23 protein-coding genes and 2 pseudogenes are annotated in these 24,574 nt (G+C 53.9%); 6 read left to right on the top strand and 19 right to left on the bottom strand.

The window, feature by feature from the left end; genetic code table 11:
• Positions 1 to 5: 5 nt before the first annotated feature.
• From ACQE2I_RS17000 to ACQE2I_RS16975, 6 genes and pseudogenes are all read right to left on the bottom strand, one after another.
• Positions 6 to 1,790 (bottom strand): hypothetical protein, encoded by a 1,785-nt coding sequence (locus tag ACQE2I_RS17000; protein ID WP_096277126.1) that lies wholly within the window; start codon positions 1,788 to 1,790, stop codon positions 6 to 8.
• A gap of 87 nt (positions 1,791 to 1,877) precedes the next feature.
• Positions 1,878 to 2,726 (bottom strand): annotated as a pseudogene (locus tag ACQE2I_RS16995) (YifB family Mg chelatase-like AAA ATPase); the annotation flags it as partial.
• An 87-nt stretch (positions 2,727 to 2,813) separates the two neighbouring features.
• Positions 2,814 to 3,713 carry an ABC transporter substrate-binding protein gene (locus tag ACQE2I_RS16990; protein WP_427029210.1) on the bottom strand — a complete coding sequence of 300 codons (900 nt, stop codon included), beginning with the start codon at positions 3,711 to 3,713 and terminating at the stop codon, positions 2,814 to 2,816.
• A gap of 128 nt (positions 3,714 to 3,841) precedes the next feature.
• Positions 3,842 to 5,962 (bottom strand): TonB-dependent siderophore receptor, encoded by a 2,121-nt coding sequence (locus ACQE2I_RS16985; RefSeq protein WP_427029209.1) that lies wholly within the window; start codon positions 5,960 to 5,962, stop codon positions 3,842 to 3,844.
• Between the two features lie 158 nt (positions 5,963 to 6,120).
• Positions 6,121 to 7,086: a helix-turn-helix transcriptional regulator gene (locus ACQE2I_RS16980; RefSeq protein ID WP_427029208.1), complete on the bottom strand. Its 966-nt coding sequence runs from the start codon at positions 7,084 to 7,086 to the stop codon at positions 6,121 to 6,123.
• Between the two features lie 396 nt (positions 7,087 to 7,482).
• Positions 7,483 to 7,854: an accessory factor UbiK family protein gene (locus tag ACQE2I_RS16975; protein WP_427029207.1), complete on the bottom strand. Its 372-nt coding sequence runs from the start codon at positions 7,852 to 7,854 to the stop codon at positions 7,483 to 7,485.
• A 403-nt stretch (positions 7,855 to 8,257) separates the two neighbouring features.
• On the opposite strand from ACQE2I_RS16975, the gene ACQE2I_RS16970 reads away from it, so the two are divergent.
• The 3 genes from ACQE2I_RS16970 to glnK all read left to right on the top strand — a co-directional run bounded on the left by ACQE2I_RS16970 (position 8,258) and on the right by glnK (position 10,418).
• Positions 8,258 to 8,596: a P-II family nitrogen regulator gene (locus tag ACQE2I_RS16970; RefSeq protein WP_007112359.1), complete on the top strand. Its 339-nt coding sequence runs from the start codon at positions 8,258 to 8,260 to the stop codon at positions 8,594 to 8,596.
• Positions 8,597 to 8,641: 45 nt separating this feature from the next.
• Complete coding sequence (locus ACQE2I_RS16965; protein WP_427029206.1) at positions 8,642 to 9,889, top strand: ammonium transporter; 1,248 nt, start codon at positions 8,642 to 8,644, stop codon at positions 9,887 to 9,889.
• A gap of 190 nt (positions 9,890 to 10,079) precedes the next feature.
• Complete coding sequence (gene glnK, locus ACQE2I_RS16960; RefSeq protein ID WP_071695990.1) at positions 10,080 to 10,418, top strand: P-II family nitrogen regulator; 339 nt, start codon at positions 10,080 to 10,082, stop codon at positions 10,416 to 10,418.
• Positions 10,419 to 10,591: 173 nt separating this feature from the next.
• On the opposite strand, the gene ACQE2I_RS16955 is transcribed toward glnK, so the two are convergent.
• Positions 10,592 to 11,368 (bottom strand): ferredoxin--NADP reductase, encoded by a 777-nt coding sequence (locus ACQE2I_RS16955; RefSeq protein WP_427029205.1) that lies wholly within the window; start codon positions 11,366 to 11,368, stop codon positions 10,592 to 10,594.
• A gap of 183 nt (positions 11,369 to 11,551) precedes the next feature.
• On the opposite strand from ACQE2I_RS16955, the gene ACQE2I_RS16950 reads away from it, so the two are divergent.
• Entirely contained in the window at positions 11,552 to 12,478 is a 927-nt protein-coding gene (locus tag ACQE2I_RS16950) for a LysR family transcriptional regulator (RefSeq protein WP_427029204.1), read from the top strand.
• A gap of 33 nt (positions 12,479 to 12,511) precedes the next feature.
• On the opposite strand, the gene ACQE2I_RS16945 is transcribed toward ACQE2I_RS16950, so the two are convergent.
• The 5 genes from ACQE2I_RS16945 to phnD all read right to left on the bottom strand — a co-directional run bounded on the left by ACQE2I_RS16945 (position 12,512) and on the right by phnD (position 16,511).
• Positions 12,512 to 12,940 carry a host attachment protein gene (locus tag ACQE2I_RS16945; RefSeq protein ID WP_427029203.1) on the bottom strand — a complete coding sequence of 143 codons (429 nt, stop codon included), beginning with the start codon at positions 12,938 to 12,940 and terminating at the stop codon, positions 12,512 to 12,514.
• Between the two features lie 106 nt (positions 12,941 to 13,046).
• Entirely contained in the window at positions 13,047 to 13,856 is an 810-nt protein-coding gene (gene phnE / locus ACQE2I_RS16940) for a phosphonate ABC transporter, permease protein PhnE (protein WP_427029202.1), read from the bottom strand.
• Entirely contained in the window at positions 13,850 to 14,662 is an 813-nt protein-coding gene (gene phnE / locus ACQE2I_RS16935; protein ID WP_427029201.1) for a phosphonate ABC transporter, permease protein PhnE, read from the bottom strand. The genes phnE (ACQE2I_RS16940) and phnE (ACQE2I_RS16935) overlap by 7 nt, the downstream gene beginning before the upstream one ends.
• A complete protein-coding gene (phnC, locus tag ACQE2I_RS16930; RefSeq protein WP_427029200.1) occupies positions 14,649 to 15,446 on the bottom strand; it encodes a phosphonate ABC transporter ATP-binding protein in 798 nt (265 codons plus the stop codon). The genes phnE (ACQE2I_RS16935) and phnC overlap by 14 nt, the downstream gene beginning before the upstream one ends.
• Before the next feature lie 72 nt (positions 15,447 to 15,518).
• Positions 15,519 to 16,511, bottom strand: a complete 993-nt coding sequence (phnD, locus tag ACQE2I_RS16925) for a phosphate/phosphite/phosphonate ABC transporter substrate-binding protein (RefSeq protein ID WP_427029199.1) — start codon at positions 16,509 to 16,511, stop codon at positions 15,519 to 15,521.
• A gap of 205 nt (positions 16,512 to 16,716) precedes the next feature.
• Here phnD and ACQE2I_RS16920 point away from each other — a divergent pair, with 205 nt between their 5' ends.
• The gene (locus tag ACQE2I_RS16920) at positions 16,717 to 17,331 is read left to right on the top strand and encodes a histidine phosphatase family protein (RefSeq protein ID WP_427029198.1); all 615 of its coding nucleotides are present in this window, start codon (positions 16,717 to 16,719) and stop codon (positions 17,329 to 17,331) included.
• A 17-nt stretch (positions 17,332 to 17,348) separates the two neighbouring features.
• Here ACQE2I_RS16920 and ACQE2I_RS16915 read toward each other — a convergent pair whose 3' ends face one another.
• The 6 genes from ACQE2I_RS16915 to ACQE2I_RS16890 form a co-directional block, all read right to left on the bottom strand.
• The gene (locus ACQE2I_RS16915) at positions 17,349 to 18,113 is read right to left on the bottom strand and encodes an amino acid ABC transporter ATP-binding protein (RefSeq protein ID WP_427029197.1); all 765 of its coding nucleotides are present in this window, start codon (positions 18,111 to 18,113) and stop codon (positions 17,349 to 17,351) included.
• Between the two features lie 54 nt (positions 18,114 to 18,167).
• On the bottom strand, positions 18,168 to 19,256 hold the full coding sequence (locus ACQE2I_RS16910) for an amino acid ABC transporter permease (protein ID WP_427031496.1): 1,089 nt from the start codon (positions 19,254 to 19,256) through the stop codon (positions 18,168 to 18,170).
• A gap of 391 nt (positions 19,257 to 19,647) precedes the next feature.
• Entirely contained in the window at positions 19,648 to 21,291 is a 1,644-nt protein-coding gene (gene tnpC, locus ACQE2I_RS16905) for an IS66 family transposase (protein ID WP_193060740.1), read from the bottom strand.
• 45 nt (positions 21,292 to 21,336) lie between these two features.
• Positions 21,337 to 21,705 (bottom strand): IS66 family insertion sequence element accessory protein TnpB, encoded by a 369-nt coding sequence (tnpB, locus tag ACQE2I_RS16900; protein WP_081136160.1) that lies wholly within the window; start codon positions 21,703 to 21,705, stop codon positions 21,337 to 21,339.
• Positions 21,705 to 22,022, bottom strand: coding sequence for an IS66 family insertion sequence element accessory protein TnpA (gene tnpA / locus ACQE2I_RS16895; RefSeq protein WP_193086009.1), 318 nt, complete (start codon positions 22,020 to 22,022; stop codon positions 21,705 to 21,707). The genes tnpB and tnpA overlap by 1 nt, the downstream gene beginning before the upstream one ends.
• Before the next feature lie 44 nt (positions 22,023 to 22,066).
• The gene (locus ACQE2I_RS16890) at positions 22,067 to 22,348 is read right to left on the bottom strand and encodes a hypothetical protein (RefSeq protein WP_427029196.1); all 282 of its coding nucleotides are present in this window, start codon (positions 22,346 to 22,348) and stop codon (positions 22,067 to 22,069) included.
• A 373-nt stretch (positions 22,349 to 22,721) separates the two neighbouring features.
• Between ACQE2I_RS16890 and ACQE2I_RS16885 the strand changes: the two are divergent.
• Positions 22,722 to 22,878: pseudogene (locus ACQE2I_RS16885) on the top strand (IS701 family transposase); the annotation flags it as partial.
• A gap of 231 nt (positions 22,879 to 23,109) precedes the next feature.
• On the opposite strand, the gene ACQE2I_RS16880 reads toward ACQE2I_RS16885, so the two are convergent.
• Complete coding sequence (locus ACQE2I_RS16880) at positions 23,110 to 24,549, bottom strand: FAD-binding oxidoreductase (protein WP_427029195.1); 1,440 nt, start codon at positions 24,547 to 24,549, stop codon at positions 23,110 to 23,112.
• Positions 24,550 to 24,574 lie beyond the last annotated feature (25 nt).

The raw sequence follows: 24,574 nt of genomic DNA, 5'->3' as shown, positions 1-24,574 counted from the left end.
AGTCTTTATTCGCCTGTGAGCGTTCTTAAAGCTTTGGTGAAGCTTACATGGTTAAGTGGCTTTATAGATGAACTGCTATCTTGCTTTTTATTATATGCGTGTACCCATGTTTTCATATCTAAAACACCCGAAGAAGCTCGAATTTTACTTTCAGCTCCTTTTAAATTTCCACGGAAAAATGCTATGTGGTTTATAACTTTTTTGATAGTCGCTTGATGGTTTTCTTCTGTTATCTCAAGCAGTAACGCACAGTACCCACCCTCATTTTCTCTACATTCAATTTCAAGAAGAAATACTCTACTTCCGCTGTAGTCAAAATGATAAACTAAAACGCTTCTATGTTTTGAAAGTGTTAACGTGGTCCATTTGTCCCTTCTGTGTTTTTTTTGATACTCGTCTATAACTCTTTTGGGTAATGGCCAAGTCAGAATGTTATCTCTAAACAGACCGCCTTCTTGTGGCTGATAGCAGAAAAGATTACTTATTATTTTTTTATTGCGAAGCAGATTCAACATTTTCTTTAACTGCAAAAACCTATAAGGCATGTTTGTTTGGCCGACCTGTTCCGCAGAAACCTCCTTTGTTTCTGTATTTCCATGCGTCGGTAATCCAGAAGTGCCATACTTGAAAAATTGATTTTCAATAGGCGTTACTTTTCCTGTAAGGTATTTATAACTAACCTCTTTTTCAATTTTTTTTAATTCTGGTTTGTTTTTCCAAGCAACCCCTAAAGAGCTGATTTCATCAAGCCCAGAATTCGCTGCAGGATCTTCTTTAGAAGAAATCGCTAAATCATCATTTGGGCTGCTGTTGTTCTGACTGCCATTTGGCCAAGGCTTATCTTTATCTGAATCTATAGTGTCTTTGCCTGTCTCGCCACTATTGTCGCGACCATGGTGGATTGTCAAGTTACTAAAAGGCCACGTTGCTGAGATTATCTCCAAGCAAAGATATTTGTTAGGTTCTGATTGTATTTGAACTGCACGTACAGAAAATTTAAAATTGTTAACTAGAAAAGGAATGCCTGCATATATATAAGACTCACCAGTAGCCCTTAAGGCATTAGCATAAATAGCATTAGCTGCTTGAATGCCATGTTCAGAAATAGTGAGATTCGCTGCATTATCAGCAAACTTATCCTTAATTCTCTTTCTTAAAATTACCAACCATTCGTCATCGGAAATTGTTCCAGTTTTTTGTATATTAACAATTCTTTCCCTAGTTGTTGCCCATGGCCCCGTTGTTAATGCTAGTGCGAACTCAGAAGAGGGTGCCATGAGGGCCCTAAAAACTTCGTGGCAAGGGATTATATAGGTACTTTGTGCTTGCTGAATTACAACGCAGTAGCTGTTAGAAAAGTCTTTTCCAAGATTGTATTCTGACTGCCCTATCCAACGGTATGGGAATTCATCTTTCCACCAACTTGGCCTTTCAGGCATGATATCGTTTGCTTTAACAATTCTAGAACTGTTATCTGTTAAATCTGCATTAATATTAATAGTTTGAGCATTAGCGCGACCAATTAGGCGCCCATTTTTGTATATGGTACCTAAAACAAGCTCTGGAACTATTCCCGTATGTGCGCGTACCAGGATCTCTTCACTCAGGCTGGCAGGCTTGCAGATTTCTTGTTTGTTTGGGTTCGAGCTTACTGGACAAAGCTTGACGCCAACAGAGGGGGTTGATGTTCGTCCCTCATGCGATTGGTACCCATCTACCCACCGTATCATCCAGTGGCGACCATCGTGAGGAAATTCTTCAAAATTAGTGATTAGATTTCGACTAGCCATGCAAATATTAGCACCTATTTTTTTCTTAAGTGCAGTATGCCAGTCGTGCAGTTTTTTGTTTAGTCGTTTTTATTAATGTAATTCACAGCCGCCACCCACCAGGGCGGCGGCGCTGGCACTGTGATGGGGCTGTCGAAAGGGCCGTTTCCCCCAGTCGGCTTCCAGCGGCAGGCCGCAGACCGAGCGCACGGCAGCGACTTCCAGTGCATCCTCTTCGGAAAGCGGCGGCAGAATGCCTGGCAGCCGACTGGCCAGCATGGTTTTACCGGTTCCTGGCGGGCCGGCAAATAGTAAATTATGGCCTCCGGCTGCGGCGACTTCCAACGCGCGGCGGGCCTGCTGCTGGCCACGCACATCGGCGAGGTCATCCACTGGGACGGTGGTTTTCACCGAGGCGCTTAGCTTATGGGGCGGGATTTTCTCTTGATCAAGCAGGTGAGCGACGACCTGCCAGAGCGTATCGGCGGGGAGTACTGGTAAATCCCCCGCCAGGGCCGCCTCATCGGCGCAGTCGCGGGGAACAATCAGCGCTTTTTTCGCCCGCCGTGTAGCCAGCGCAAACGGTAGGATTCCCGGTACCGCGCGCAGCTTGCCATCCAGGGCTAACTCGCCCGCACACTCCATGCCTTCTAACGCTTCCACTGGAATTTGCCCTGAAGCGGCGAGAATGCCTAGGGCGATAGGGAGGTCGAAACGGCCGCCCTCTTTGGGGAGATCAGCAGGAGCTAGGTTTAGCGTAATACGTCGCGTATTGGGGAAATCGAAGCCTGCGTTTACCAAGGCGCTGCGCACCCGCTCGCGGCTCTCTTTTACCGCGGTTTCCGGTAGACCTACCAGCGTTAGTCCCGGCAGGCCATTGGCCAGATGCACCTCAACATGCACCGCCGGTGCGTCTAAGCCAACGCCTGCGCGCGTGGCAACAATGGCTAGTGTCATCGCCTTCCCTCGCTGTGGGCTAAAGCTACTTTATCTTAAGCGTTTAACCTACCGTAATTAAGCACGCTTTGGTAGCGTCACACCCTCCTAATCATTGGATTGGCCGCTATCAGCAGGCGCTTCTTCCAGTGCCGCGGTCAGCTCGCGAGCAAAGCGCTGGGCGGAGGGCAGCGCGCCAAAACTCCATACCGGCGGCAGGCTTACCAGCTTGTTGTGTTTAACGCTGGGGAGCTGTTGCCACAGCCCACTGTTATCAAGCTGCTCCTGAACTCCAGCGGGCAGCGGGTCGATGATGACCAGCGTTGCCGCTGGGTAGCGCGCCAGCGCTTCAATCCCCACCAGCGCAAACCCCCAGGCATTCGCGGCTTGATCCCAGGCATTGGGCAGCGCCAGTTGTTCAAGGACGGCGTTATATAAGCTGTTTTCCCCAAACACCCGCACATGGCGGGCGTCCATAAACTGCACCATAAGTAGCGGCGCGGTTTCGGATTGTGAAGGGGGCCGGGAGTCGCGCAGGTTGGCCATCAAAGCTTGGGTTTCCGCTATCAGCGCTTCTGCCTGGGGCTGGTGCTCGGTTAACTCGCCTAGCTGGCGGGTCAGTTTTTGCATCTCCTCCCAGGTATCGGTGCCTGGCGAATAAAGCGCGAACGAGGTGACGGGGGCGATACGCTCCAGGCGTGGCGTTAAGCCAGCGAACATGGGGGAAATAAGGATCTGTTGCGGTGGCACTTCGGCGAGCAGTTCCAGGTTGGGCTGGGTGCGCAGCCCCATATCGGTAGCGCTTTTAGGAATGCGTGGCTCGCCTACCCACTCGTGGTAGTCACTCTGCTGGGCGACGCTGCTAACCGGGGCGTCAATGGCCAGCAAGGTTTCGGCAATGGTCCAGTCGACCGTTGCCCACTGGGCCTGGGTGGTCGAGGCGCTGAGTAGGCAGGCGACAAATAGCCCGCAGCGCGCAAACAAACAGAATAGGGAGGTGTGGCGCATGGTGATGAAAGGCCATCCTAAAAATAAGAGATGTATTTAAACGATAATATTTATTATTTGCAAACCTGTCTTCAGGAAAAAATACGCCCAGACGCTTTGGCCTGGGCGGGGTCAAACGCGGAAGGGTTTTAGAACCGGTAGTGAACGCTGGCGGTTACGCCGCGCTCGGCGCCGAAGTAGCAGTATTCAAGCGAGTTGCAGGAAGCTACGTAGTCTTTATCGAGCAGGTTGCTCACGTTTAAGCGTGTTTCGACACCGTTTACGCCTACTTGGCTGAGATCATAACCAATGGTGGCATCGACCAGCGTGTAGTCAGGCACGCTTTCAGTATTGGCACGGTCAGCGGCAATATCCGCGTAGTGGCGTACACCGACGCCCATATCAACGCCATTCAGCCAGCCGTCGTTGGCCTTGTAATGGCCCCACAGCTGCACTTGATGGCGGGGAGAGTAAATCGCGTTATTGCCCTGGTTGCCGTCGTCGCTTTTGGCGTAGGTGATATCGGTGAAGCTGTAGCCCGCCTGGAGTGAGAGGGAATCCGTTAGCTGGGTTTGCGCTTCAAGCTCCAGCCCTTGGGACTCGATCTCGCCTACGGCGCGGTAAGGGTCGGTGGGCTGCTCCTTAGTAGCCACGTTCTCCTGGCTGATGTGGAACAGTGCCGCGCTGTACTGACTGGCGCTGTTGTGAGGCTGAACCTTCACGCCCGCTTCCCACTGTTCGCCTTCCATTGGGGAGAGCAGATCGCCGCTGTCATCCACGAAGCTGGTGGGGGTGAAGGCAGTGGAGTAGCTCAAGTAGGGAGCCACGCCATTATCAAACAGGTAGACCACCCCGGCACGGCCACTGAACTGGGTATCGCTGAGAGAGCTAGTATCGCCGCTATCCCGGTTGGCATTGTCGATATTGACCCAGTCGTAGCGGCCGCCCAGGGTAACGCGCCAGTTATCCATGGCTATCTGGTCTTGCAGGTAAACCCCGGTCTGGTCGATCTCATGGCGTTCGCGTATGGGGGCATAAAATTCAATCGGGTCGCTGCCATAAACGGGATTGAACGCATTGATTGGCTGGAAATACCCTGAAGGCCACGCCACCTCATTTTCCCGCTGTTGGTAATCAACCCCGGCTAGCAGGGTATGGTTCGTAAAGCCGCTGTTGAGGTTGGCTTCAAGCTGGTTATCGAGCGTCCAGGCTTCCAGCGATTCATCGCTGCCGGAGTAGTAGCGGGTGAGCTCATCAGACGTCGGGGATGTCCAGCCATAGCCGTAGACTTGATTGAGCACCACATCTGAATTGAGGTAGCGCATCAACTGGCGGCCAGTCACCTGATCGCTAAAGCGGTGCTCCAGGGTGTAGCCGACCATGCGTTGGGTACGCTCGTAGGTGTCATAATTCTCTTCACCATCATAAAAGTTATTGCTGATCTTGCGGCCATTGTGGGCGACTACGGCTCCTTCATAGGGCACACCGGAGTGATAGCCGCCCTCCGGCTCATCCTGCAGGTAGGCTTCTACGGTTAGGCTGGTGTCGTCGGTGATATCCCAGCTGAGGCGTGGCGCAATGGCATAGCGTTCTTCCTCCGCTGGGCCAAACTGAGTATCCGCGGCGCTGGCAATACCGGTCAGCCGAAAGGCCACCCGCTGCTCTGCGCCAATTGGCCCGGTGAGGTCAAAAGCGGCGCTGCGCTGATGATTGTTGCCGACTCGAAAACGCAGTTCACCGCTCTGTTCAAATTCGGGACGCTTACTGTTCAGGGCGACCACACCGCCTGGGGAGGCGCGCCCATAGAGCACCGAGGCGGGCCCGCGGACTACCTCTACGCTTTCCAGAAACCACGGATCGATACGCATACTGCTATGGGAGTTGGCATCGCCCATGACTTTTAGGCCATCCAGGAAGGTATTGCTCAAGCTGCCGTCAGAAAACCCGCGTAGCACCAGATAATCGAAGCGGTTGGAGGCGCCAACCTGGTTGCTGTAAACACCGGGCGTGTAATCAGTGGCGCGTTGAACGGTGCTTACACCGCGGTTATCCATCTGCTCCCGGGTAATGGTGGAAACGCTCTGGGGGATTTCGATCGTCGGCGTTGCTACCTTGGTGGCCGCCTGCTGGGCGGTGACGGTGACCGTTTCCAACGCGGTGCTTTGCTGAGCGTGCAGCGGGGAAACGGCCAGGGCTGCGATAACAGCGGCGCTGATTGGAGAGCGTAAAAAGTGCGGAGAGCGAAGTAAGCGGTGATGGGGGATGAACATGGGGAGTACCTGCAATAAGAATCAATTAGCCAACGTGTTAATGAGAATTATTGCGTTTATTTGCAGTGGAAAGGTATGCGAAGTGCTAACGATGCTATGCGGGCTGTCATAAGTACCGGCGTCAAGGAACTTATCGAGACATTGCCCACGCAGCGGTGTCAAAAACACTGAAGGACTTCATGGGGGGCGATGCCAAAGACCCGCTTAAACGCGGTGGCAAAGTTGGTGGCATGGCGGTAGCCGCAAGCGTGGGCGGCGTGCTGTACGCTACTGCCGCGCTGTAAGTCGTGATACGCCTGTGTCAGGCGGCATTGGCGCAGATGGCCAAACAGTGAATAGCCATAGCAGGCACGAAATTTTTGTCGCAGGCTGCTAGGGCTCATCGCGGCACCACGGGCGAGATCATGTAGGCAATAGGCGTGCGTCGGGTGATCGGCAATGCGTTGATGCAATTGGGTCAAGCAGTGGCGGTCACGGGGCGTTAAACGCGTTTGTGTTCTTCTAGCAGTGGGTTGACCTGCCAGCGGCGGTGTCCGGCTAGCGGGTAAGCCATAGCCGAGCAGCTGTAACGCTAACCCTTGCCATACCAGTGGTTGACGGCAGGCGGGCAGTGGCTGGTTGATAGCGTCGCAAAGCGACCGGGTAAGCGCTTTAGGCAAGCGCCAGTGGTGCAGTAATGGCCCGCTGGGAAGCGTGGGCAATGACAGGGACTCGGTCGCGAGTACGGCAAGGTTGATTGTGCGCAGACGCGGCTGAGCGGGTTGGCACACGGTGAGCGGGTGCTGGGCATTAAAGTGCGCGCACAGCCCCTCACCTGCGGTTAATGCCAAGTGCTGTGTGCCAACCGTGGCGCTAATATGGCCATCCAGCACCACGCTCATAAACCAGGGAACCGACTGGCGAGAGGCGGATCGATAAGTGCGCTCCACCTGCAGATCGGAAAGCGTTAAATGCAGTGCTTGGTTGAGTCCAACATCATGCACGCTGCCCTGTGCCACAGTGGCTAGCCTGCCGCCGCTACCTTCAATACGGTAATCAATACCAAAGCGCATCCCTAGCTGCTGCAATGACTGAGAGGTAAGCACATGCGGCGATTGAGTGGAAAGAGGTTGAGTAGCGATCATGGTGATGCATTCATAGCGCTAAGACTTTCCTGGGGTGCATCAAATTGGCGCATTAGCATCCAAGCGAAAAATAACTGCACTGGCAAATGTCATGGAACGAGTAAACGGTAGTTGGTTTGTTCTGTATTGGTGCTTGCAGACGCTTAGCTACTTGTTGGGGAAACACACAAGAAAGGTATCATTGATAGATGAAATGTCAATGACATTGATTCGTATTTATTGTTGTGGCTGCTGTACTAACGGCTAATAATAGCGATGCATCGTGGCTAAGAATACGCCTCAAGTAGTCGGCAACAGATAAAAATAAGCTATTGCCGATACTTGAGTGATGGAGCGTCTAACTGCTATCTCATTAAGTGCTAGTTTTTAAGTGCTGGGTCTTTTAAAACCCAGCCATTAGGCGGGCTTATCATCTTTATCCGCATGGTTGTCTGATTCAGAAGCGTCTATTTCAGAATTGCCTGGTTCAGAAATGGGCGTCGGTGGTACTTCTGCCTCCAGCGGCGTGGCAGTGGAGGGCGCTGACGTTTCAACGGCGGCTTCAAGGTTGGCGACCTGGCGTTCCAACGCTTCCACCCGTGAGCGCGTACGCTGCAGTACGTCCATTAAAATATCGAAATCTTCCCGCGAGACAAGCTCCAGGCGGTCAAAGGCACCGCGCACGACTTGCTGCACGCCCTTTTGAATATCTTCTGGTGCCTGTGAGGCGTTTTGTAAGCGGTCGCCAATCTGTTGGGCCAGTCGGCTAATACGGTCTTGAGGCGCCATTGCTGCTCTCTCCTTAATAACTCGCTAAATGAACATCTATAAAAATTGCTTACCGGTAAGGATACGCAACAGTTGGCGAATTCGCATGCACCGCGTGAATCTCCTGTAGAGCGCATAGTTTGTAGAGAAATAGTTTGCAGCGAAATAGTTTGCAGCGAAATAGTTTGCATCGAAATAGAGCAGGCAACTTTTGCTTACGCTCTTTTTTGGTGCAATAGCGGAGGCGTAACAATGGATTGGCTCAAGGTTAGCGGCATAGTGCGCTTTTGCTGCTAGCTAATAAGCTGACTTATAAGAAAAAAATGTCAGCTGGCACAGTATGCGCATTAGCGGTTCAGGTGCTTATTCTGGCGGCTGTGCCGCTACCAATCTAGCAGGACTTATCCAGCAGGGGAGATCCGGGATGAAACTCATCACCGCTATCATCAAGCCATTCAAGCTCGACGACGTCCGTGAGGCATTAGCCGACAACGGTGTTCAGGGCATTACGGTCACCGAAGTGAAAGGTTTTGGCCGTCAGAAAGGCCACACCGAACTGTATCGCGGCGCAGAGTACGTCGTCGATTTTCTGCCCAAGGTGAAGGTTGAAGTAGCCGTTGACGATGCGCGTTTAGAGAGCGTGCTGGACGCTATTTGCAGTGCGGCTAACAGCGGCAAGATCGGTGACGGCAAAGTGTTTGTGACACCACTTGAAGACGTTATTCGGATTCGGACAGGTGAACGCGGTGCAGACGCCGTTTAACGCTGTTGTGGCGAACCATTTCTATCGTTCAACGGGGAACTGACAATGAATGAGTTGACTGATCTGAGCTACGCGCTCGATACGTTCTACTTTCTAATATGTGGTGTGCTAGTCATGTGGATGGCCGCTGGCTTCTCCATGCTAGAAGCGGGCTTAGTCCGCTCCAAGAACACCGCTGAAATCCTCACCAAGAACATCGCGCTGTTTGCGATTGCCTGCACCATGTATTTGCTGGTCGGCTACTACATTATGTACTCCAGCAGCGCGGGCGGCTTTCTACCCAACCTGGGTTTCTTGATTGGCGCTGAAAACAGCGCTGATGCGGTCACTGCAGGTGGTGACGACGCACCGTATTACTCCATGCGTTCTGACTTCTTCTTCCAAGTGGTGTTCGTTGCCACCGCCATGTCGATTGTGTCGGGTGCCGTCGCAGAGCGCATGAAGCTGTGGGCATTCCTGGCCTTCGCTGTGGTTATGACCGCGTTTATCTACCCGGTGTCTGGTTACTGGACGTGGGGCGGCGGCTGGTTGTCTGAAGTTGGTTACTCTGACTATGCGGGTTCAGGCATTGTTCACATGGCAGGTGCAGCAGCTGCGCTTGCTGGTGTGATTGTACTCGGCCCACGTACAGGCAAGTACGGTAAAGATGGCTCTATCCACGCCATTCCGGGTGCCAATATGCCGCTGGCGACGCTGGGTACGTTCATCCTATGGATGGGCTGGTTCGGCTTTAACGGTGGTTCTGAGTTAAAACTGGCGGCAATCGATTCAGCTAACAACGTCGCGCAAGTATTTGTGAACACTAACGCGGCGGCGGCCGGTGGTGTTATCGCAGCACTGATTGTGGCCAAACTGTGGTTCCGTAAAGCGGATCTGACCATGGCGTTAAACGGGGCGTTGGCTGGTCTGGTGGCGATTACCGCTGATCCGCTCTCTCCATCTGCGTTGAGCGCGGCCATTATTGGCGCGATCGGCGGCATCATCGTAGTCGCTGCCATCGTGACTCTCGATAAGATGAAGCTGGATGATCCAGTCGGTGCGGTCTCGGTACACGGTGTTGTGGGTATTTGGGGTGTACTGGCGGTGCCGCTGAATAACGACGGCGCGTCATTCGGTGCTCAGATCATCGGTATCGTGGGCATCTTCGCTTGGGTCTTCCTGGCCAGCCTGGTGGTATGGCTGATCTTGAAAGCCATCATGGGCATCCGTGTTAGCGAAGAAGAAGAATATGAAGGCGTTGATATCGCTGAGTGCGGTCTTGAAGCCTACCCCGAATTTGGTATCAAGAAATAGACAGCGGCATTAAGAAGTAATTTGATGCTGACTTAGTGAGCTGGTGTGCTCCTTATAGCCTTCCCTTCCGGGGAGGCTTTTTTATTCTCTGTCGGTAGCGGTGTATGCTTGTTACTAGCAGGTTACTGGTGCCCAACGGGTCGCCAGGGATACCAGTCATTTAATGGCCACCAAGCTAGAGGATATCGCAATGAAATTGATCACAGCTATTATCAAGCCGTTTAAGCTCGACGACGTGCGCGAGTCGCTGTCTGATATCGGCGTGCAGGGCATTACGGTAACGGAAGTAAAAGGCTTCGGGCGTCAGAAAGGGCACACCGAGTTATATCGCGGCGCCGAGTATGTGGTGGACTTCCTGCCCAAGGTGAAGCTGGAAGTCGCCGTGGACGATGAGATGGCTGAGCAGGTGATTGATGCCATTACCCAAGTCGCTAATACCGGTAAGATCGGCGATGGTAAAATTTTTGTCATGCCGTTAGAGCAGGTGATCCGTATTCGTACCGGTGAAACGGGCAAAGACGCGGTTTAAGTTTGTGAACTGTGAGTAGTGAGTGGTAAGAAAAAAGCAGTAAGTTGTGAATCGTAAGCAGCAAGTAGCACAAAGCCCCTATGGATCATCTCCAGCAGGGGCTTTGTGCTAGTGATGCGATAGCGCTAGAATTTTTCCACACCACTCACCACTCACCACTCACCACTCACTTCTCACTTCTCGACAAACGCGCGTTCAATCACGTAGTCGCCCGGTTCGCCCATACGCGGCGAAATGTTTAGGCCCAGCTCATCAAGCAAGGCACTGGTATCGTCCAGCATGGCGGGGCTACCGCAGATCATGGCGCGATCCTGGCGCGGGTCGATCGGCGGCAGGCCGGTGTCTTCAAACAGCTTGCCTGAACGGATATGGTCGGTCAGGCGGCCCATTGTGTGGAACTCTTCACGGGTAACGGTGGGATAGTAGACCAGCTTTTCAGCGATATCTTCACCCAGGTACTCATGGGCCGGCAGCTCTTTGGTGATGAAGTCGGCGTAAGCCAACTCGGAGACTTCGCGCACGCCGTGTACCAGCACGATTTTCTCGTAGCGCTCGTAAACATCGGGATCCTGGATCAGGCTCATAAAGGGCGCTAAGCCAGTACCGGTTGAGAGCATGTACAGGTTACGGCCCGGCAGTAGGTCATCGCATACCAGCGTGCCGGTGGGCTTGCGGCTGACCATAATCTGGTCGCCGACTTTCAGGTGCTGAAGGCGTGAAGTAAGCGGGCCGTCGGGCACTTTAATGCTAAAGAACTCAAGGTGATCTTCGTAATTGGGGCTGGCAATTGAGTAAGCGCGCATCAGTGGTTTGCCATTGACTTCCAAACCAATCATCACAAACTGACCGGTTTTGAAGCGCAGGCTACGCTCGCGGGTGGTGCGGAAGCTGAACAGGGTATCGTTCCAGTGGTGAACGCTAAGTACTTCTTCCAGAGCAAACTTACTCATGCCATTTTCTCCATTAGTCGATGCTGGCGCTAAACGGCATCGGTCATATTCTTAAAAAGAATAAAAATGATCAAATATGTTGCCAGCAATTCTAAGCAATGAGTGGTATATCTGTTAAGCGAATTATATTGATAACACTTATCTTAAAAATAGATATAGCGGCTCTATGATAGGTAACGGTTTATGCACTACACCCTACGACAGTTGGAAGTTTTTGTGGCGGTTGCCCAGCATGAGAGCGTCTCCAAGGCGGCGCTGGCGCTTGCCATGTCGCAATCGGCGACCAGTACGGCGCTGGCGGAGCTTGAACGGCAGTTCGACTGCCAACTGCTGGATCGGATTGGTAAGCGCTTAAAGCTCAATGCATTGGGCTTTCAACTATTACCCAAAGCGGTCGCGCTGCTTGACCGTGGGGAGGAGATTGAAGAGCTACTACGCGGGCAGAAAGGGGTTGGGGCGCTGGATGTCGGCGCCACGCTGACTATTGGTAACTACCTAGCCACGCTATTAATAAGTGATTTTATGCAGCGCCACCCGGGCAGTCGCGTGCGCTTAGCGGTGCGCAATACCCGCCATATTATCGAAGGTGTGCGCCAGCACTCGCTGGATTTAGGTTTGATCGAGGGGCAGTGCGACGATGACATGATCATCAGCCAGCCGTGGGTGGAAGATGAGCTGTGTGTGTTTTGCTCGCCGCGCCACCCGCTGGCAGGCCGCGAACATCTGGAGCTTGAGCAGTTGCTGCGTGAGGACTGGATTATGCGCGAAGAGGGCTCTGGCACGCGTATGACCCTGGAGCACGCCGCACGCCACCGGCGCAGCCGCTTTAATACCCTGCTGGAGCTTGAACACACCGAAGGCATTAAGCGCGCTGTAGAGTCCGGCTTAGGCATTGGCTGCGTTTCGCGTTTGGCTTTGCGCGATGCCTTCCGGCGCGGCAGCTTAGTGCCGCTGCCCACGCCGGAGTTGGATTTAAAGCGTCAGTTCACGTTTATCTGGCACCGGCATAAATACCTCACCACCGGCGTACGCGAATTCCTACGCCTGTGCCGCGAGATGACCGCTGGCGCCAAACGCAGCGACGATATTGCCCTGCCATCGATTCCTTAATGAGTTAGGTAGGTAGCGTTGTTGCTGATACGTCTAGCGTAAATCGCTTACGGCAGCCTGAATATCTGCTAGCGGGGCTTTACTTAGGTCTTTCGAAAGGGAGTGAATGACTAGTTTCTTCGTGGGGCCATCGAGTTTGTCGCGTAGTAGGCCCAAAAACTTGGGTGGCGCGACGATGATTAGCTTTTCCATGCTGTTACCTACTCGAGCGCTATATAGACGCTGAGCGACCTCTTTCGCAAACAGCTCGTTTTCGTGTTTAGTGGCAGTTCCCTCTTCGCCTGCCGAACGTGCCGTGCTGGACATCGACTCGTGCACATCGCCGCGGCCGTCGGTGACCAAGTCACCTTCGTGAAGGCGTCCTTCCGCGTGAACCATGCTTTCCTGCTCCGCTAGCGTTAAGGCATCACGCGTAAAAATACGCGCGCGAGCGGCATCGGCTACCACGATATAGGTTGTCATCGCTGTGCATACTCCATGTCGTTGATGGTCATTTAACCATGGCAAGCGTTTGACGCTAGGTCAAACACTTGCCATGGCTCAAGCAACGTGTTTCTAGAAATATGGGTTAAAGCACTTTACTGCGCAGCAGGCTGGTAATGGCTTCGCCAATCAGCACCAGCACAATGATGGCAATCAAAATGGTCGCCACGGTCGGCCACGCGAAGGTATCAATCGCGCCTTGTAGGATGACCCCAATACCGCCAGCGCCGACTAATCCAAGCACCGTCGACTCGCGGATATTGATGTCCCAGCGTAGGATCACGATGGCAAAAAAAGCCGGCATCACTTGGGGGACAATGGCGTAGGCGACCACCTTGGCCTTGGAGGCGCCGGTCGCTTCCATGGCTTCTACTGGGTTGCGGTCAATCTCCTCAATCGCCTCACCCATCAGCTTGCCGATAAAGCCGATAGAGCGAAATACGATGGCGAGAATGCCGGCGAGTACCCCAGGGCCAAAAATCGCCACGAACAGCAGCGCCCAGATAATCGTGTTCACCGAACGGCTAGAGACCAGAATAAAGCGTCCCAGCCACAGGCAAGCTCGGTTTGGAGTGGTGTTCTGAGCGGCGATGTAGGCCACCGGAAGCGCCAAAAAAATCGTCAGAAAGGTGGCCAGAGTGGCGATATGCACGGTTTCAATGAGGGCGGCGATAATGGCATTTAACCCTTCAGGGCTTGGCGGCCACATGCGGCCTCCAAGCCCTGAGATTTGATTGGGTGCATCCCATACCCAGGGCCAGAAGATATCAATATCGCGCAGCGCCCAAACCACCACCATTAGGGTGGCGAAGAGCACGGCGTAACGGATAAGGCGCTGTTTGCGGTCGTAGCGTTGCCAGACCCGGTCGGCAAGCTGCTGTGCGTGATCTACCATATTTTTTTCCTTACCCAGCCGCTGACACCTTCGCTGAGCAAAATGACCGCGATGATAATAAGCAGAATCGCAAAGGCGAAGTCGTAGTCGTAGCGGCCAAAGGCGTTCATCAGCGTGCCGCCAATGCCGCCCGCCCCGACAATTCCCACCACCGCAGACGCACGCAGGTTGCTGTCCAGTTGGTACATGGAAAGCCCTACTTGGCGTGGCAGTATCTGCGGAAAAACGGCGTAGAAAAGAATCGCCACGTAGCCCGCTCCAGCGGCCTTCATGGCTTCTACCTGGCCCCAGTTAATCTCTTCAATCTCTTCGGCCAGCAGTTTGCCGACGAAGCCTATCGAGTAGAGCGTTAGGGTAAGAATGCCCGCTAGCGGGCCAAAACCCACGGCGGCCACAAACAGAATCGCCACGATCACCGGGTGGAAGCTGCGCGATATAATAATCACCGCTCGCCCAATGATATAAATAGGCATGGGAGCAATGTTACGCGCGGCCATTACCGCAAACGGGATCGATAGAAAGACCCCCAATAGCGTCGCCAAAATGGCGATTTGAAAGCTCTCTTTGAAGCCTGTCAGCAGTAACTCGTAGCGCTCTAGGTTGGGGGGAAAGCCGCCGCCAAAAATGCGTGCTGCGCGGGGTAAGCCTTCAGAGATACGCGCCCAGTTGAACGGCAACGAGCCGAAGGCCCAGACCAGATAAACCACGGCAATCACGATTAACCCGTAGCGTACCAAGGGGTTGGCGATAAACGGCGGTTTTTTCCAGGTTCTTGGCGTAGCGGAAGGGGCGTCAGGCGGGGTCATGAGAGCGCTCCTCCGCAGGCGTATCGGTAATCGCATCGTCAGGTGCTTCTATACCGCCGTAGATCGCATCCAAGGCATCTTTATTAAAGTCGGCAGGCACACCATCAAAGATCATCTTGCCGTGGCGTAGGCCCACAATGCGCTCGGTATAGGTCTTGGCCTGGGCGACGTTGTGGATATTAATCAGCACCGGCAGTGAAAGCTCGCTGGCCAGGCTTTGCAGCAGAATCATGATCTGCTCAGACGTGCGCGGGTCAAGCGAGGCGGTGGGTTCATCGGCGAGCAGCACTTCAGGCTCCTGCATCAAGGCGCGCACCACGCCTACCCGCTGGCGCTCGCCACCAGAAAGCTCATCAGCACGCTTGTTGGCGTAGTGGGCGATACCGACGCGTTCCATCAGCACAAAGGCACGTTCAATATCGGCCTGGGGGTAGCGGCGCGAAATCGCCTGGTAAAGGTTCACGTAGCCTAAGCGTCCCGCCAGCACGTTTTCCATCACCGTTAACCGATCCAGCAGGTTAAAACCCTGGAATACCATGCCGATTTTGCGCCGCGCGCGGCGTAATTCAGCGCCTTTAAGGTTTACCAGCTCATTGCCGTTAAGTTTGATAGAGCCGGATGTTGGCTCGACCAAACGGTTAATGCACCTCAGCATGGTGCTTTTGCCGGCGCCTGAAGCGCCTACGATAGAAACAACGCTGTTTCCCTCCACCCTAAGGTCAAGCCCTTTCAGCACGGCTTCATCGTGACCATAGCGTTTGACCAGATTGGTAATTTCCAGCATGTTCGCTTCCATCGTCGAGAAAATAGCAGCACCGCCGGTAGCGGTGCTGCACTTATTACTTGAATTCAGGTTTTACTCTTCCAGATTTTCGGGCGTATAGCTCACGCCATTAGCCGCCTGGATGGTACGAATCACCTGCCAGTTGTCTTGGTAATTGATAGGAATGAATTTCTCGACGCCCTCAAACTCTTCACCCAGTTCGGTGCCAACAAAATCGAAGCTGAAAAAGGCCTCTTCGATTTTCTCGACTAAGTCTGGGTGCAGGTTATGCGCGTAGTTATAAGAGGTGGTGGGGAAGCTATCGGATTCGTAGATTAGGCGCACGTCTTCTTCATCATAAAGACCGCGTGCGGCCATCCGCTCGACGACTTCAGAGGCTACGGGGGCGGCGTCATAGTCTTGGGCCACTACGCCAAGCATGGATTGGTCGTGGCTGCCCGAGTAGACCACTTCGTAATCTTCATCGGGGGTAATGCCGAGTTCGGGTAGCAGGGCGCGGGGCGCTAAGTTACCCGAGTTAGAGGTGGGCGAGGTGTGGGCGACGCGTTTGCCTTTCAGGTCTTCAACTTCATGAATATCGGAATCAACGTGGGTGAAAAGCTGCAGGGTATAACCGAACCGGCCGTCGTCGGAGCCCATCAAGGCAAACGGCACCGCACCGGCGAGGTTCACTGCAAAGGGCGTAGGACCAGTGGAGAAGCCGGCGATATGCAGCCGCCCGCTGCGCATAGCTTCCACTTGGGCAGCGTTGGATTGCACCGCGAAGAAGCGTACATCGCGCTCGGTAACTTCAGACAAGTGATCAATAAAAGGTTGCCAGATATCTGAATAGATCGCCGGGTCTTCAACTGGGGTGTAAGCAAAGATAAGCGTGTCGGGGTTGTTCCACTCGGATTCATCCGCGGGGCGGTCAGCGACCATGTCGCCATCTTCATCGCAATAGATAGCATCCAGATCGCCGCGCTCGCATTCAGCGTAAGCGTGTGTCGATAGCAGGGCGAATGGTAACAGGGATACAGCCGTAAGCATTGCAAGCGGGCGCTTGCGGAAAAGCGAAGTTGCCATGGTAAGCCTCATGTGTGCGTTATTTTTGTGGTGTTGCTACTTCTTGTATTCTAATGACGTGTGATGCCGTATTCCCTTCGCAACGTTTTGCATTTAAACAAAGCAGACTATGTTGCCTGAATCCAAGTTTCGTAAGTGGACATTCTGTGCGAAGGATGGTTATTTTCGAAAGTAGACACTTCAATCTAGGGTTTATGACGAACTTATGTCAAATACTTTACAGGCACTCTCAGACCATTGGCGTAATCGCTATCTATTAATGCGCCACGGCCATAGTCAGGCCAATCAACAGGGGGTGATCGTTAGCTCACCGGAGCGAGGGGTGGGAAACTTCGGCCTTTCGGAAGGGGGGGAGCAACAACTTGCCCAGCTAGTCGCTGACTGGCAGTGGCCAGCGCCCACCCGCGTGGTGCATTCGGACTTCTTACGGACCACCCAAACTGCCGCTCACGTGGCTGCCAGGTTTCGTTTGCTGCCGTGCGTGGATACGCGACTGCGCGAGCGCTACTTTGGCGAGTTGGAGGGGCAGGGTGATGACCGCTATCCCAGCATATGGGCGTTAGACGCTGAAGATGGCGAGCACACTCAGCATCAGGTAGAAGCAGTAAGCGCTGTGGCAAAACGTATGCAGGCGGTGATCGATGAGTGGGAGCAAAAGACCAGCGGTGAAACTATTGTGCTGGTTAGCCACGGCGATCCGCTGCAAATCCTGCTCACGGCGCTGGCTAATAAGCCGCTTACCCAGCACCGCGAACAGCCGGCGCTACTGCCGGCCAGTATCACCCGGGTAGGCAGCTGCCACACCGGCGCCGCCCGCTAAGTGACCGGGGCGGTGGATTAATGGCCAAGAATCTGGCTTAAAAACAGTTGAGTACGTTCCGACTGTGGGTTATTGAAGAAGGGCTCTGGCGCGTTCTCTTCAATGATTTGCCCTTGATCCATAAAGATCACTCGGTCAGCCACCTTTTTGGCGAAGCCCATTTCGTGGGTGACGCAGATCATCGTCATACCCTCTTCCGCCAGCTCCACCATAACGTCCAACACTTCCTTGATCATCTCGGGGTCAAGGGCAGAGGTGGGCTCGTCAAACAGCATGACATCGGGGTGCATGCACAGCGAGCGGGCAATCGCCACGCGCTGCTGCTGTCCGCCTGAAAGCTGTCCTGGATACTTAGTGGCCTGCTCGGCAATACGCACACGTTCTAGGTACTCCATGGCCAGCGCTTCGGCCTCTTTGCGCGGCTTTTTTTGCACCCACATCGGCGCGATGCAGCAGTTTTCCAGTACCGATAAATGTGGGAACAAGTTGAAGTGCTGAAACACCATGCCGACGCTGCGGCGAATTTGTTCAATGCGCTTAACGTCTTGGGTCAGCGGTACTCCGCCCACCACAATTTCACCTTTCTGGTGCTCTTCAAGGTGGTTGATGCAGCGAATCAGCGTTGATTTACCGGAGCCTGAGGGGCCGCAAACTACGATGCGCTCGCCGCGCTTTACTTCAAGGTGAATATCCCGCAGTACGTGAAAATCGCCGTACCACTTGTTGACGTTGCGCATCTCGACCATTAATTCAGACGCGTTGTTGGTGGCTGTTTGTGTCATGTTGAAACCCTACTCAAAATCGAAAGAAAGCGGCATTAAGCGCTATGGATAAGCCTATTGCTTATGACCGGTATTTAGCTTGCGTTCCAGATACTGGCTGTAGCGCGACATGCTGAAACAGAAAATCCAGAACACAAACGCGGCAAACACGTAGCCTTCCAGCGAAAAGCCCAGCCAGTTGGAGTCGGAAAGCGCCGCCTGCACGATCCCCAGCAGGTCAAACAGCCCAATGATCATGACCAGCGTGGTGTCTTTAAATAGCGAGATAAACGTATTCACGATGCCTGGAATCATCATCTTCAGCGCTTGGGGTAAAACGATCAGGCCCATGCGCTTCCAGTAGGTCATGCCCAGTGCCGCGGCGGCCTCCTCCTGGCCCTTGGGGATCGCCTGAAGACCGCCACGAATGATCTCGGCCATGTAGGCACTTTGAAACAGCGTTAGGCCAATCAGCGCCCGTACCAGGCGGTCAACGCTAATACCAGAGGGCAGAAACAGCGGCAGCATCACCGAGGCCATGAACAGCACGGTAATCAACGGCACACCGCGCCAGAACTCGATGAAGATGACGCAGAAGCTCTTCACGATGGGCATGTTAGAGCGCCGCCCCAGAGCCAGCACGATGCCAATCGGCAGAGCGCCGATCATGCCTACAGATGCCAGCAGCAGGGTCAGCATCAAACCGCCCCAGCGGTGGGTAGGTACGCGTGGCAGGTCAAAGTAGCCACCGTGAAGAAGTACGTAGGCCGCGATAGGAAAGCCCACCAAGGCAAACACGGCGACCCAGCGCTTGAACGGCAGGCGCGGAATGGCAAGCCAGGCGATCAGGGTAAAAAAGCCGCCAAACACAATATTGGCTCGCCAGATTTCCTCTCGCGGATAAAGTCCGTAGATAAACTGCGTAAAGCGCGTATTAACGAACACCCAACAGGCGCCCTCTCGCGAACAGTCATCCCGGGTGGTGCCTACCCAGTCGGCGTTGATGAACGCCCACTGAATGGTCGGCACCAAAAGCAGGTACAGAACGTACAGCCCCACCAGCGTAAATAGCGTATTGAGTGGGCTGCTGAACAGGTTGGTGCGCAGCCAGGCTACGGGCCCCAGGGTATTGCTGGGGGCAGGCCGCTGGTCAATCACGTATATCTATCCCATAAATTTTTCGTTAACTTTGATGGGTGGGTGGGTTGGCAGACACTACAACAAAGAGACTAAGGATCGCTTACACAAAAAATTCCTGCTCAATATCTATAGAAAATCGGCATTTTAGTTAAATTTTCCGTTTTTGAGACAAATATAGGCCTTAAAACTTAACTTTTTCGTCACTCCATAAATTGCCGGTGTGGCGATTCGCCGATACATTCCAGGGCATTTTCACGCGAATGGGATGGGAGTCACTTCTGCTTGTTTGAGGCAGCTTTGTCCATGCTCATTGCACTTGGTGGAAATGGTATATGAGGATAGATGTGGTTATATCAGCGACAAGAGGTACTGCCGGTAGTAAAAGCGTAAGCGCCGTTAAACCGACCCACTTGCCCTAACCGTATTGAGCCACTTTTTTTGAAGCAGGCAGCTCCGCATTCCAGGGCAAGAGTGTTTCGAGTTGTTCGAGGGTCACTGCATCGGCAATGTGCGTCAGCACATGATGGATGTAAGCCGACGGCTCCAGCCCGTTGGCTTTGGCCGTTTCGATCAGCGAGTAGCAGGTGGCGCTGGCGTTCGCGCCCTGCGAGGTATCTGCGAACAACCAGGCCTTTCGTCCCAGAGCGAACGGGCGGATGGCATTTTCGGCACCGGCATTACTGATCTTCAGGTCGCCGCGTTCGCAGTAGCCAACCAGGGTATCCCACTGGTTCAGGGTGTAGTCCATGGCCTTGCGGGTGAGCGAGCCTTTCAGCACCTTACTGGCGTTTTTCTCCAGCCAGGCCTTGAAGGCGTTCAGCAGCGGCAGGCTTTTTTCCTGGCGCACCCGATAGCGCTCGGCGTCACTCAGTTCGTTGGCGGCTTTCTCGACGGCGTACAGTTTACGGATATGGCTGAGGGCCACATCGGCTTTCGAGGGCTGGCCTTTTTTGCCCTTGGCCGGCGCGGCCCGGGAGGCGTCCACGAACTTGCGCCGGGCATGGTCCCAACAACCGATGCGGGTCAGGCCGTTTTCACGGCAGACTTGCCCATAGCCAGAGTAACCATCGGCTTGCAGGATGCCCTGGAAGTTATCGAGCAGGCGCACCGGCACCTGGCCGCCACGGGATGGGTCATAATCGAACAGTACCGAGGGTTTGCCGGGTGGCCCGCCTCGGGTCACCCACATCCACTTGTCCGATTGGGCTTTTTTGCCGTCCTCCTTGAGGACCTGGATACGGGTTTCATCGGCCTGCAGATAATCACTGCCGTTCTGGGTTTCCCGCATCAGGGTCATCAGCGGTTTGAACACGTCGTTCAGACGGATAATCCAGTGGGCCATGCTGGTGCGGCTCACCTCATGGCCCAGGCGCTTGAGCATTTGCTCTTGACGGTACAGTGGTAGGCCATCGGCGTACTTGGAGGTGATCAGGTAAGCCAGCAGTGACGGTGTGGCAATGCACTTGCCCAGCGGGTGTGTAGACCGGGCGGCAGCGATGACTCGCTCTTCGCCGTCCTGCTCGAACACGGCCTTTTCCTGCCAGTACTCCAGGACTTTCAGTTGGGCCGGGATATACTCCAGCTCTTCCTTCACTTTGGTGAAGAAGGTCTTGCTGGCGCCGACTTTTTCTTCGTTGCTGAGGGTCAGCTCAATACGCTCACGCAAGAGCGTGTCGGAGAAGCCGCGTTGACGGCGCTTGCGGGAGCGAGGCGGCGCATCGGCTTCTTCCACATCGTCAGGGAGTTCGTCGCGTAGTTCGTCAATCGCCACTTCCAGCTCGGCTTCATCGAACAACACGATCTGGTTGGGCTGTTTTTCACTGCTTGCGGCGAACTGCTGGATCTTCTTGTGGCGCAGGAGTTCTTCAAGGATCTTGATGTGGGCATCGCGGCTCTGAATGGCCTGATCACGTTGCTTTAACTGATCCTGATGGTTCTGGAGCGTTTCATCCTTCGCCGTCAGTTGTTCCTGCAAATCGCTGATAACCGACGCCATTTCAGCGGGTGAGAGACCGCTGAGATCGGGTGTTTGGGGCGTGTTATCAGACGTTTTTTTCATGGCGAAATTATAGCAAAAACAACGCCCTGACGCACTTAAAAAGTGCTACCCAACGCTCTCATAATGCAGGGTTTTATGGCCCTGGAGCAGGGTGATGTCGTAGCCGTCCAACAACCAGTTGATCTGCTCGCCGTTTAGCGGCATCAGCTCATCCGACGGGCCCGGCCATTTGAATTTTTCCTCGGCCAGGGACTTGTAGTAGAGCACAAAACCGTTGTCTTCCCACATCAGGCACTTGATCTTGTTGCGCTGCCGGTTGGTGAAAGCGTAAAGCGCGCCGGAGAACGGACTGTGCCCCAGCTCCTGCTCGACAATCAGCGCCAGGCCGTTGGCCTGCTTGCGGAAATCGATGGGCTGTCGATACAGGTAAATTTCCGGCAGGTCCCAGGAGGGGCGAAGATACCGGTGGCGCATTACAGTTGCCTCAGCACGGCACCGAGCAATTCCACATTGCCGGCGTGCAGGCCGGTGATCGAGACGCCGCCGGGCAAGGACACCGTTAACCCCTCTGACAACTCCGGGCCAGGCACTGCCGATACCTTGGCAAAGCCGGGCGACGACACGGGGTGTTCCGGAACCGACGCCTCCGGCTCGGTCAGCTTTTTGCGCCAGTAAACAAAGCGGCAATAGGTTAGCGACTGCTGTTGGCAGTAGGCCATGCCGGACAAACCAGACGCCTGCCAGTCCTCGATATGTTGCTGCCAGAGACGTTTGCGTTCGGCGTGTGTCATGCTGATTCCTCCTGGTATTGACGAGGAAATCAGTGTGGGCAATTTCAGGGCGTGGCTGTAGGTGCTGATTTATGGGCGCTTACGTAAAAGCTGAGCGTTAGCAGGGAGGCCTTGGCTATGTGCAGCTCCTTCTTGCCTGTAGGTTCTGTCGTGGAAAGCGAATTATCTTTATTTTGTGTCATACCATCGATATCGCCATTGTTTTGCTTATCGTGTGATTTTATCACGCGGTCATTTAGCTTTTTTTCCTGTAGCGCTGACATATCTTCCGGAAGATCATTGGCAATTTTTTGTGAGTATTTTCTTAGGGTAGTTTCAGCGATCACGTAAAGGCACGCCTGTGCCCATCTTTCTTAAGATGCGACCAAGAACCTGCCTGTAGTGAAGCTCGGTACGAATGCAACTTAGGTAACAGCAAGCTGAAACACCTAAATTTTGATAAATTTCAGTGGCATTTATAGCTAACATTCCGTCAGCAATTTAATTTTACCAATGGCTTATGTAAGAACTACCAGACTTTATTGTGAATGATCAAACTTTATTCGTCTCAGACAGGAAGGCATCTGCTTATTTTTCCCCGGCGGAGCTCGACCGCCGCAGCAAGTGATTGTTCACCTCATCGTAGCGTACTACATCCTTGAGGTGTCCACTGTTACTGGGCAGGATCATTGGCTGAGCAGCCAATCTGAGGAGACACTGCTGACAACGTTGGTAACCACCGCTAAGGCACGCTGGCGAATTGAGCGTGATCAAGCAGGAGTTCGGGCTGGATCACTATGAGGGGCGCAACTGGCGAGGCTTTCTCCATCACGCTAGCCTCTGCATCGTGGCGTATGGTTTCCTGACCGCTGACCGCTGACCGCTGACCGCTGACCGGTTACGTTGCCGACATCAAAAAAAATCTCACTGTTTCCGACACCTATCCTACCCGAAGGGCACCGGCCGGGGGGGCGTGCAACGCGCTCAGCGATATGTGATTGATTCCATCACAACACTACGCTGGTACTTGCACCAGGGGATTATGACGAACTTGCATAACCGATGGCGATATTTTGCGACGCAGAAGAACTAGTACGTGCGTGGATCATTACAGATCTTTCCGCTGAGTGAACATAACACCGGGGTTCATAATATTGTACGGATCGATACAGGCCTTGATAGCCCGCATTAGTCCGTATGCCGTAGGATCTTTGGAGTCGGCTAGCCGCACCACATGAGCCCGACCGATGCCATGTTCGGCCGCAATGCTGCCGCCGCAAGCAAGACTTTCAAGTTGCACAATTCGCGCCATGTCCCATGCAAGCTGCTCAGTGTCTTGCCCACCGAACTGGTCCTTTGGAAAAACGCAGGCTACATGCACATTGCCGTCCCCGATATGGCCGCAGCTGGCCACGATCACACCTGGACAGGCAGCATGTAAGGCGGCCTCGACACGAGGAAGAAATGAGGCAGTTGCGGAAATCGGCACCGAGGTATCGTGTGAGACAGTAAAGCCGATTTTACGGTTCGCTTCAGAAATGCTGTGGCGTAGTCTCCAGATTCTTTGAGACTGTGCCAAACTGTTGGCTAGTGTTGCGTCGCGCAGATCGCCGCTTTCCAGCATGTCTGCCAGGATCGCCACCAACCCATCTGACAGTTTCGCATCCGCCATGGTATCGGCGATCTCTATCATCCCGAACCAGTCCGCCCCGTCCGGATCAACAGGGCTTGTGCTATCATCGCTATGTTGTAGGACGATCTCTAACTGGCGGCGCGACATCAGCTCAAAGCTCTCGATACGCGTGCCAAGGCCACCGCGCAGCTTCTGTAGCAATCGCAATGCTGCATCGAGGCTGGAAAAACTGACCATCGCCGTGATCGATTGCACGGGTACCGCAGACAACCTGAGCACAGCAGCCGTCACAATCCCAAGCGTTCCTTCCGCCCCGATAAAAAGATGTTTCAGATCATAGCCCGAGTTATCTTTATGTAGGCCTCGTAGCCCATGAAAAATCTGTCCGTCGGGCAACACCACCTCTAGCCCAAGGATCTGATCACGCATGACACCGTGACGAATAGCGCCTGTGCCACCTGCATTGGTGGCGATCAGCCCGCCGATCTGGCAACTGCCTGCACTGCCCAAATTGATAGGAAAGCAACGATCACGGTTTGCCAGTTCGGTTTGCAGAGCGTGCAGTATCACACCTGCCTCGGCGGTGACAGTATCATTGATCGGGTCGACCGCTCGGATACGGTTCATTCGTGACAGGTTCAGCACGATTGCGCCCTCTCCATCCATCGGCACTGCTCCGCCCACCAGACCGGTATTGCCCGATTGAGGAACAATGGCGATGCGGAGGCGCCGACACAGATACATGATATCCGCAACCTCGGACGTGGATTTCGGCAGCACCACCCCGCGCGCCTGCCCGTGGTAACGCCCACCCCAGCTTTCCAGATAGCCACGCATATCATCTGGGTCTTGCAAATACCGCTCAGAGCCTACGATGTCGCAGATCTCAGCGTCAAAGTTGTATTGGTCGGTCATGGTGACTCTCTTGTCTGAGGTTATG

Source organism: Halomonas sp. H2 (assembly GCF_050215315.1).
Lineage (GTDB): Bacteria > Pseudomonadota > Gammaproteobacteria > Pseudomonadales > Halomonadaceae > Vreelandella.
This window is presented reverse-complemented; position numbering and strand designations above follow the sequence as displayed.

Bases quoted from the DNA above. Each gene is read 5' to 3' on its own strand.
- glnK (WP_071695990.1), top strand. From the start codon at position 10,080: ATGAAATTGATCACAGCTATTATCAAGCCGTTTAAGCTCGACGACGTG.
- ACQE2I_RS16880 (WP_427029195.1), bottom strand. From the start codon at position 24,549: ATGACCGACCAATACAACTTTGACGCTGAGATCTGCGACATCGTAGGC.
- ACQE2I_RS16955 (WP_427029205.1), bottom strand. From the start codon at position 11,368: ATGAGTAAGTTTGCTCTGGAAGAAGTACTTAGCGTTCACCACTGGAAC.
- ACQE2I_RS16920 (WP_427029198.1), top strand. From the start codon at position 16,717: ATGTCAAATACTTTACAGGCACTCTCAGACCATTGGCGTAATCGCTAT.
- phnC (WP_427029200.1), bottom strand. From the start codon at position 15,446: ATGCTGGAAATTACCAATCTGGTCAAACGCTATGGTCACGATGAAGCC.
- ACQE2I_RS16950 (WP_427029204.1), top strand. From the start codon at position 11,552: ATGCACTACACCCTACGACAGTTGGAAGTTTTTGTGGCGGTTGCCCAG.
- ACQE2I_RS16990 (WP_427029210.1), bottom strand. From the start codon at position 3,713: ATGCGCCACACCTCCCTATTCTGTTTGTTTGCGCGCTGCGGGCTATTT.
- ACQE2I_RS17000 (WP_096277126.1), bottom strand. From the start codon at position 1,790: ATGGCTAGTCGAAATCTAATCACTAATTTTGAAGAATTTCCTCACGAT.
- phnD (WP_427029199.1), bottom strand. From the start codon at position 16,511: ATGGCAACTTCGCTTTTCCGCAAGCGCCCGCTTGCAATGCTTACGGCT.
- tnpA (WP_193086009.1), bottom strand. From the start codon at position 22,022: ATGACACACGCCGAACGCAAACGTCTCTGGCAGCAACATATCGAGGAC.
- ACQE2I_RS16975 (WP_427029207.1), bottom strand. From the start codon at position 7,854: ATGGCGCCTCAAGACCGTATTAGCCGACTGGCCCAACAGATTGGCGAC.
- ACQE2I_RS16970 (WP_007112359.1), top strand. From the start codon at position 8,258: ATGAAACTCATCACCGCTATCATCAAGCCATTCAAGCTCGACGACGTC.
- ACQE2I_RS16915 (WP_427029197.1), bottom strand. From the start codon at position 18,113: ATGACACAAACAGCCACCAACAACGCGTCTGAATTAATGGTCGAGATG.
- ACQE2I_RS16945 (WP_427029203.1), bottom strand. From the start codon at position 12,940: ATGACAACCTATATCGTGGTAGCCGATGCCGCTCGCGCGCGTATTTTT.
- phnE (WP_427029201.1), bottom strand. From the start codon at position 14,662: ATGACCCCGCCTGACGCCCCTTCCGCTACGCCAAGAACCTGGAAAAAA.
- phnE (WP_427029202.1), bottom strand. From the start codon at position 13,856: ATGGTAGATCACGCACAGCAGCTTGCCGACCGGGTCTGGCAACGCTAC.
- ACQE2I_RS16980 (WP_427029208.1), bottom strand. From the start codon at position 7,086: ATGATCGCTACTCAACCTCTTTCCACTCAATCGCCGCATGTGCTTACC.
- ACQE2I_RS16965 (WP_427029206.1), top strand. From the start codon at position 8,642: ATGAATGAGTTGACTGATCTGAGCTACGCGCTCGATACGTTCTACTTT.
- ACQE2I_RS16985 (WP_427029209.1), bottom strand. From the start codon at position 5,962: ATGTTCATCCCCCATCACCGCTTACTTCGCTCTCCGCACTTTTTACGC.
- tnpC (WP_193060740.1), bottom strand. From the start codon at position 21,291: ATGAAAAAAACGTCTGATAACACGCCCCAAACACCCGATCTCAGCGGT.
- tnpB (WP_081136160.1), bottom strand. From the start codon at position 21,705: ATGCGCCACCGGTATCTTCGCCCCTCCTGGGACCTGCCGGAAATTTAC.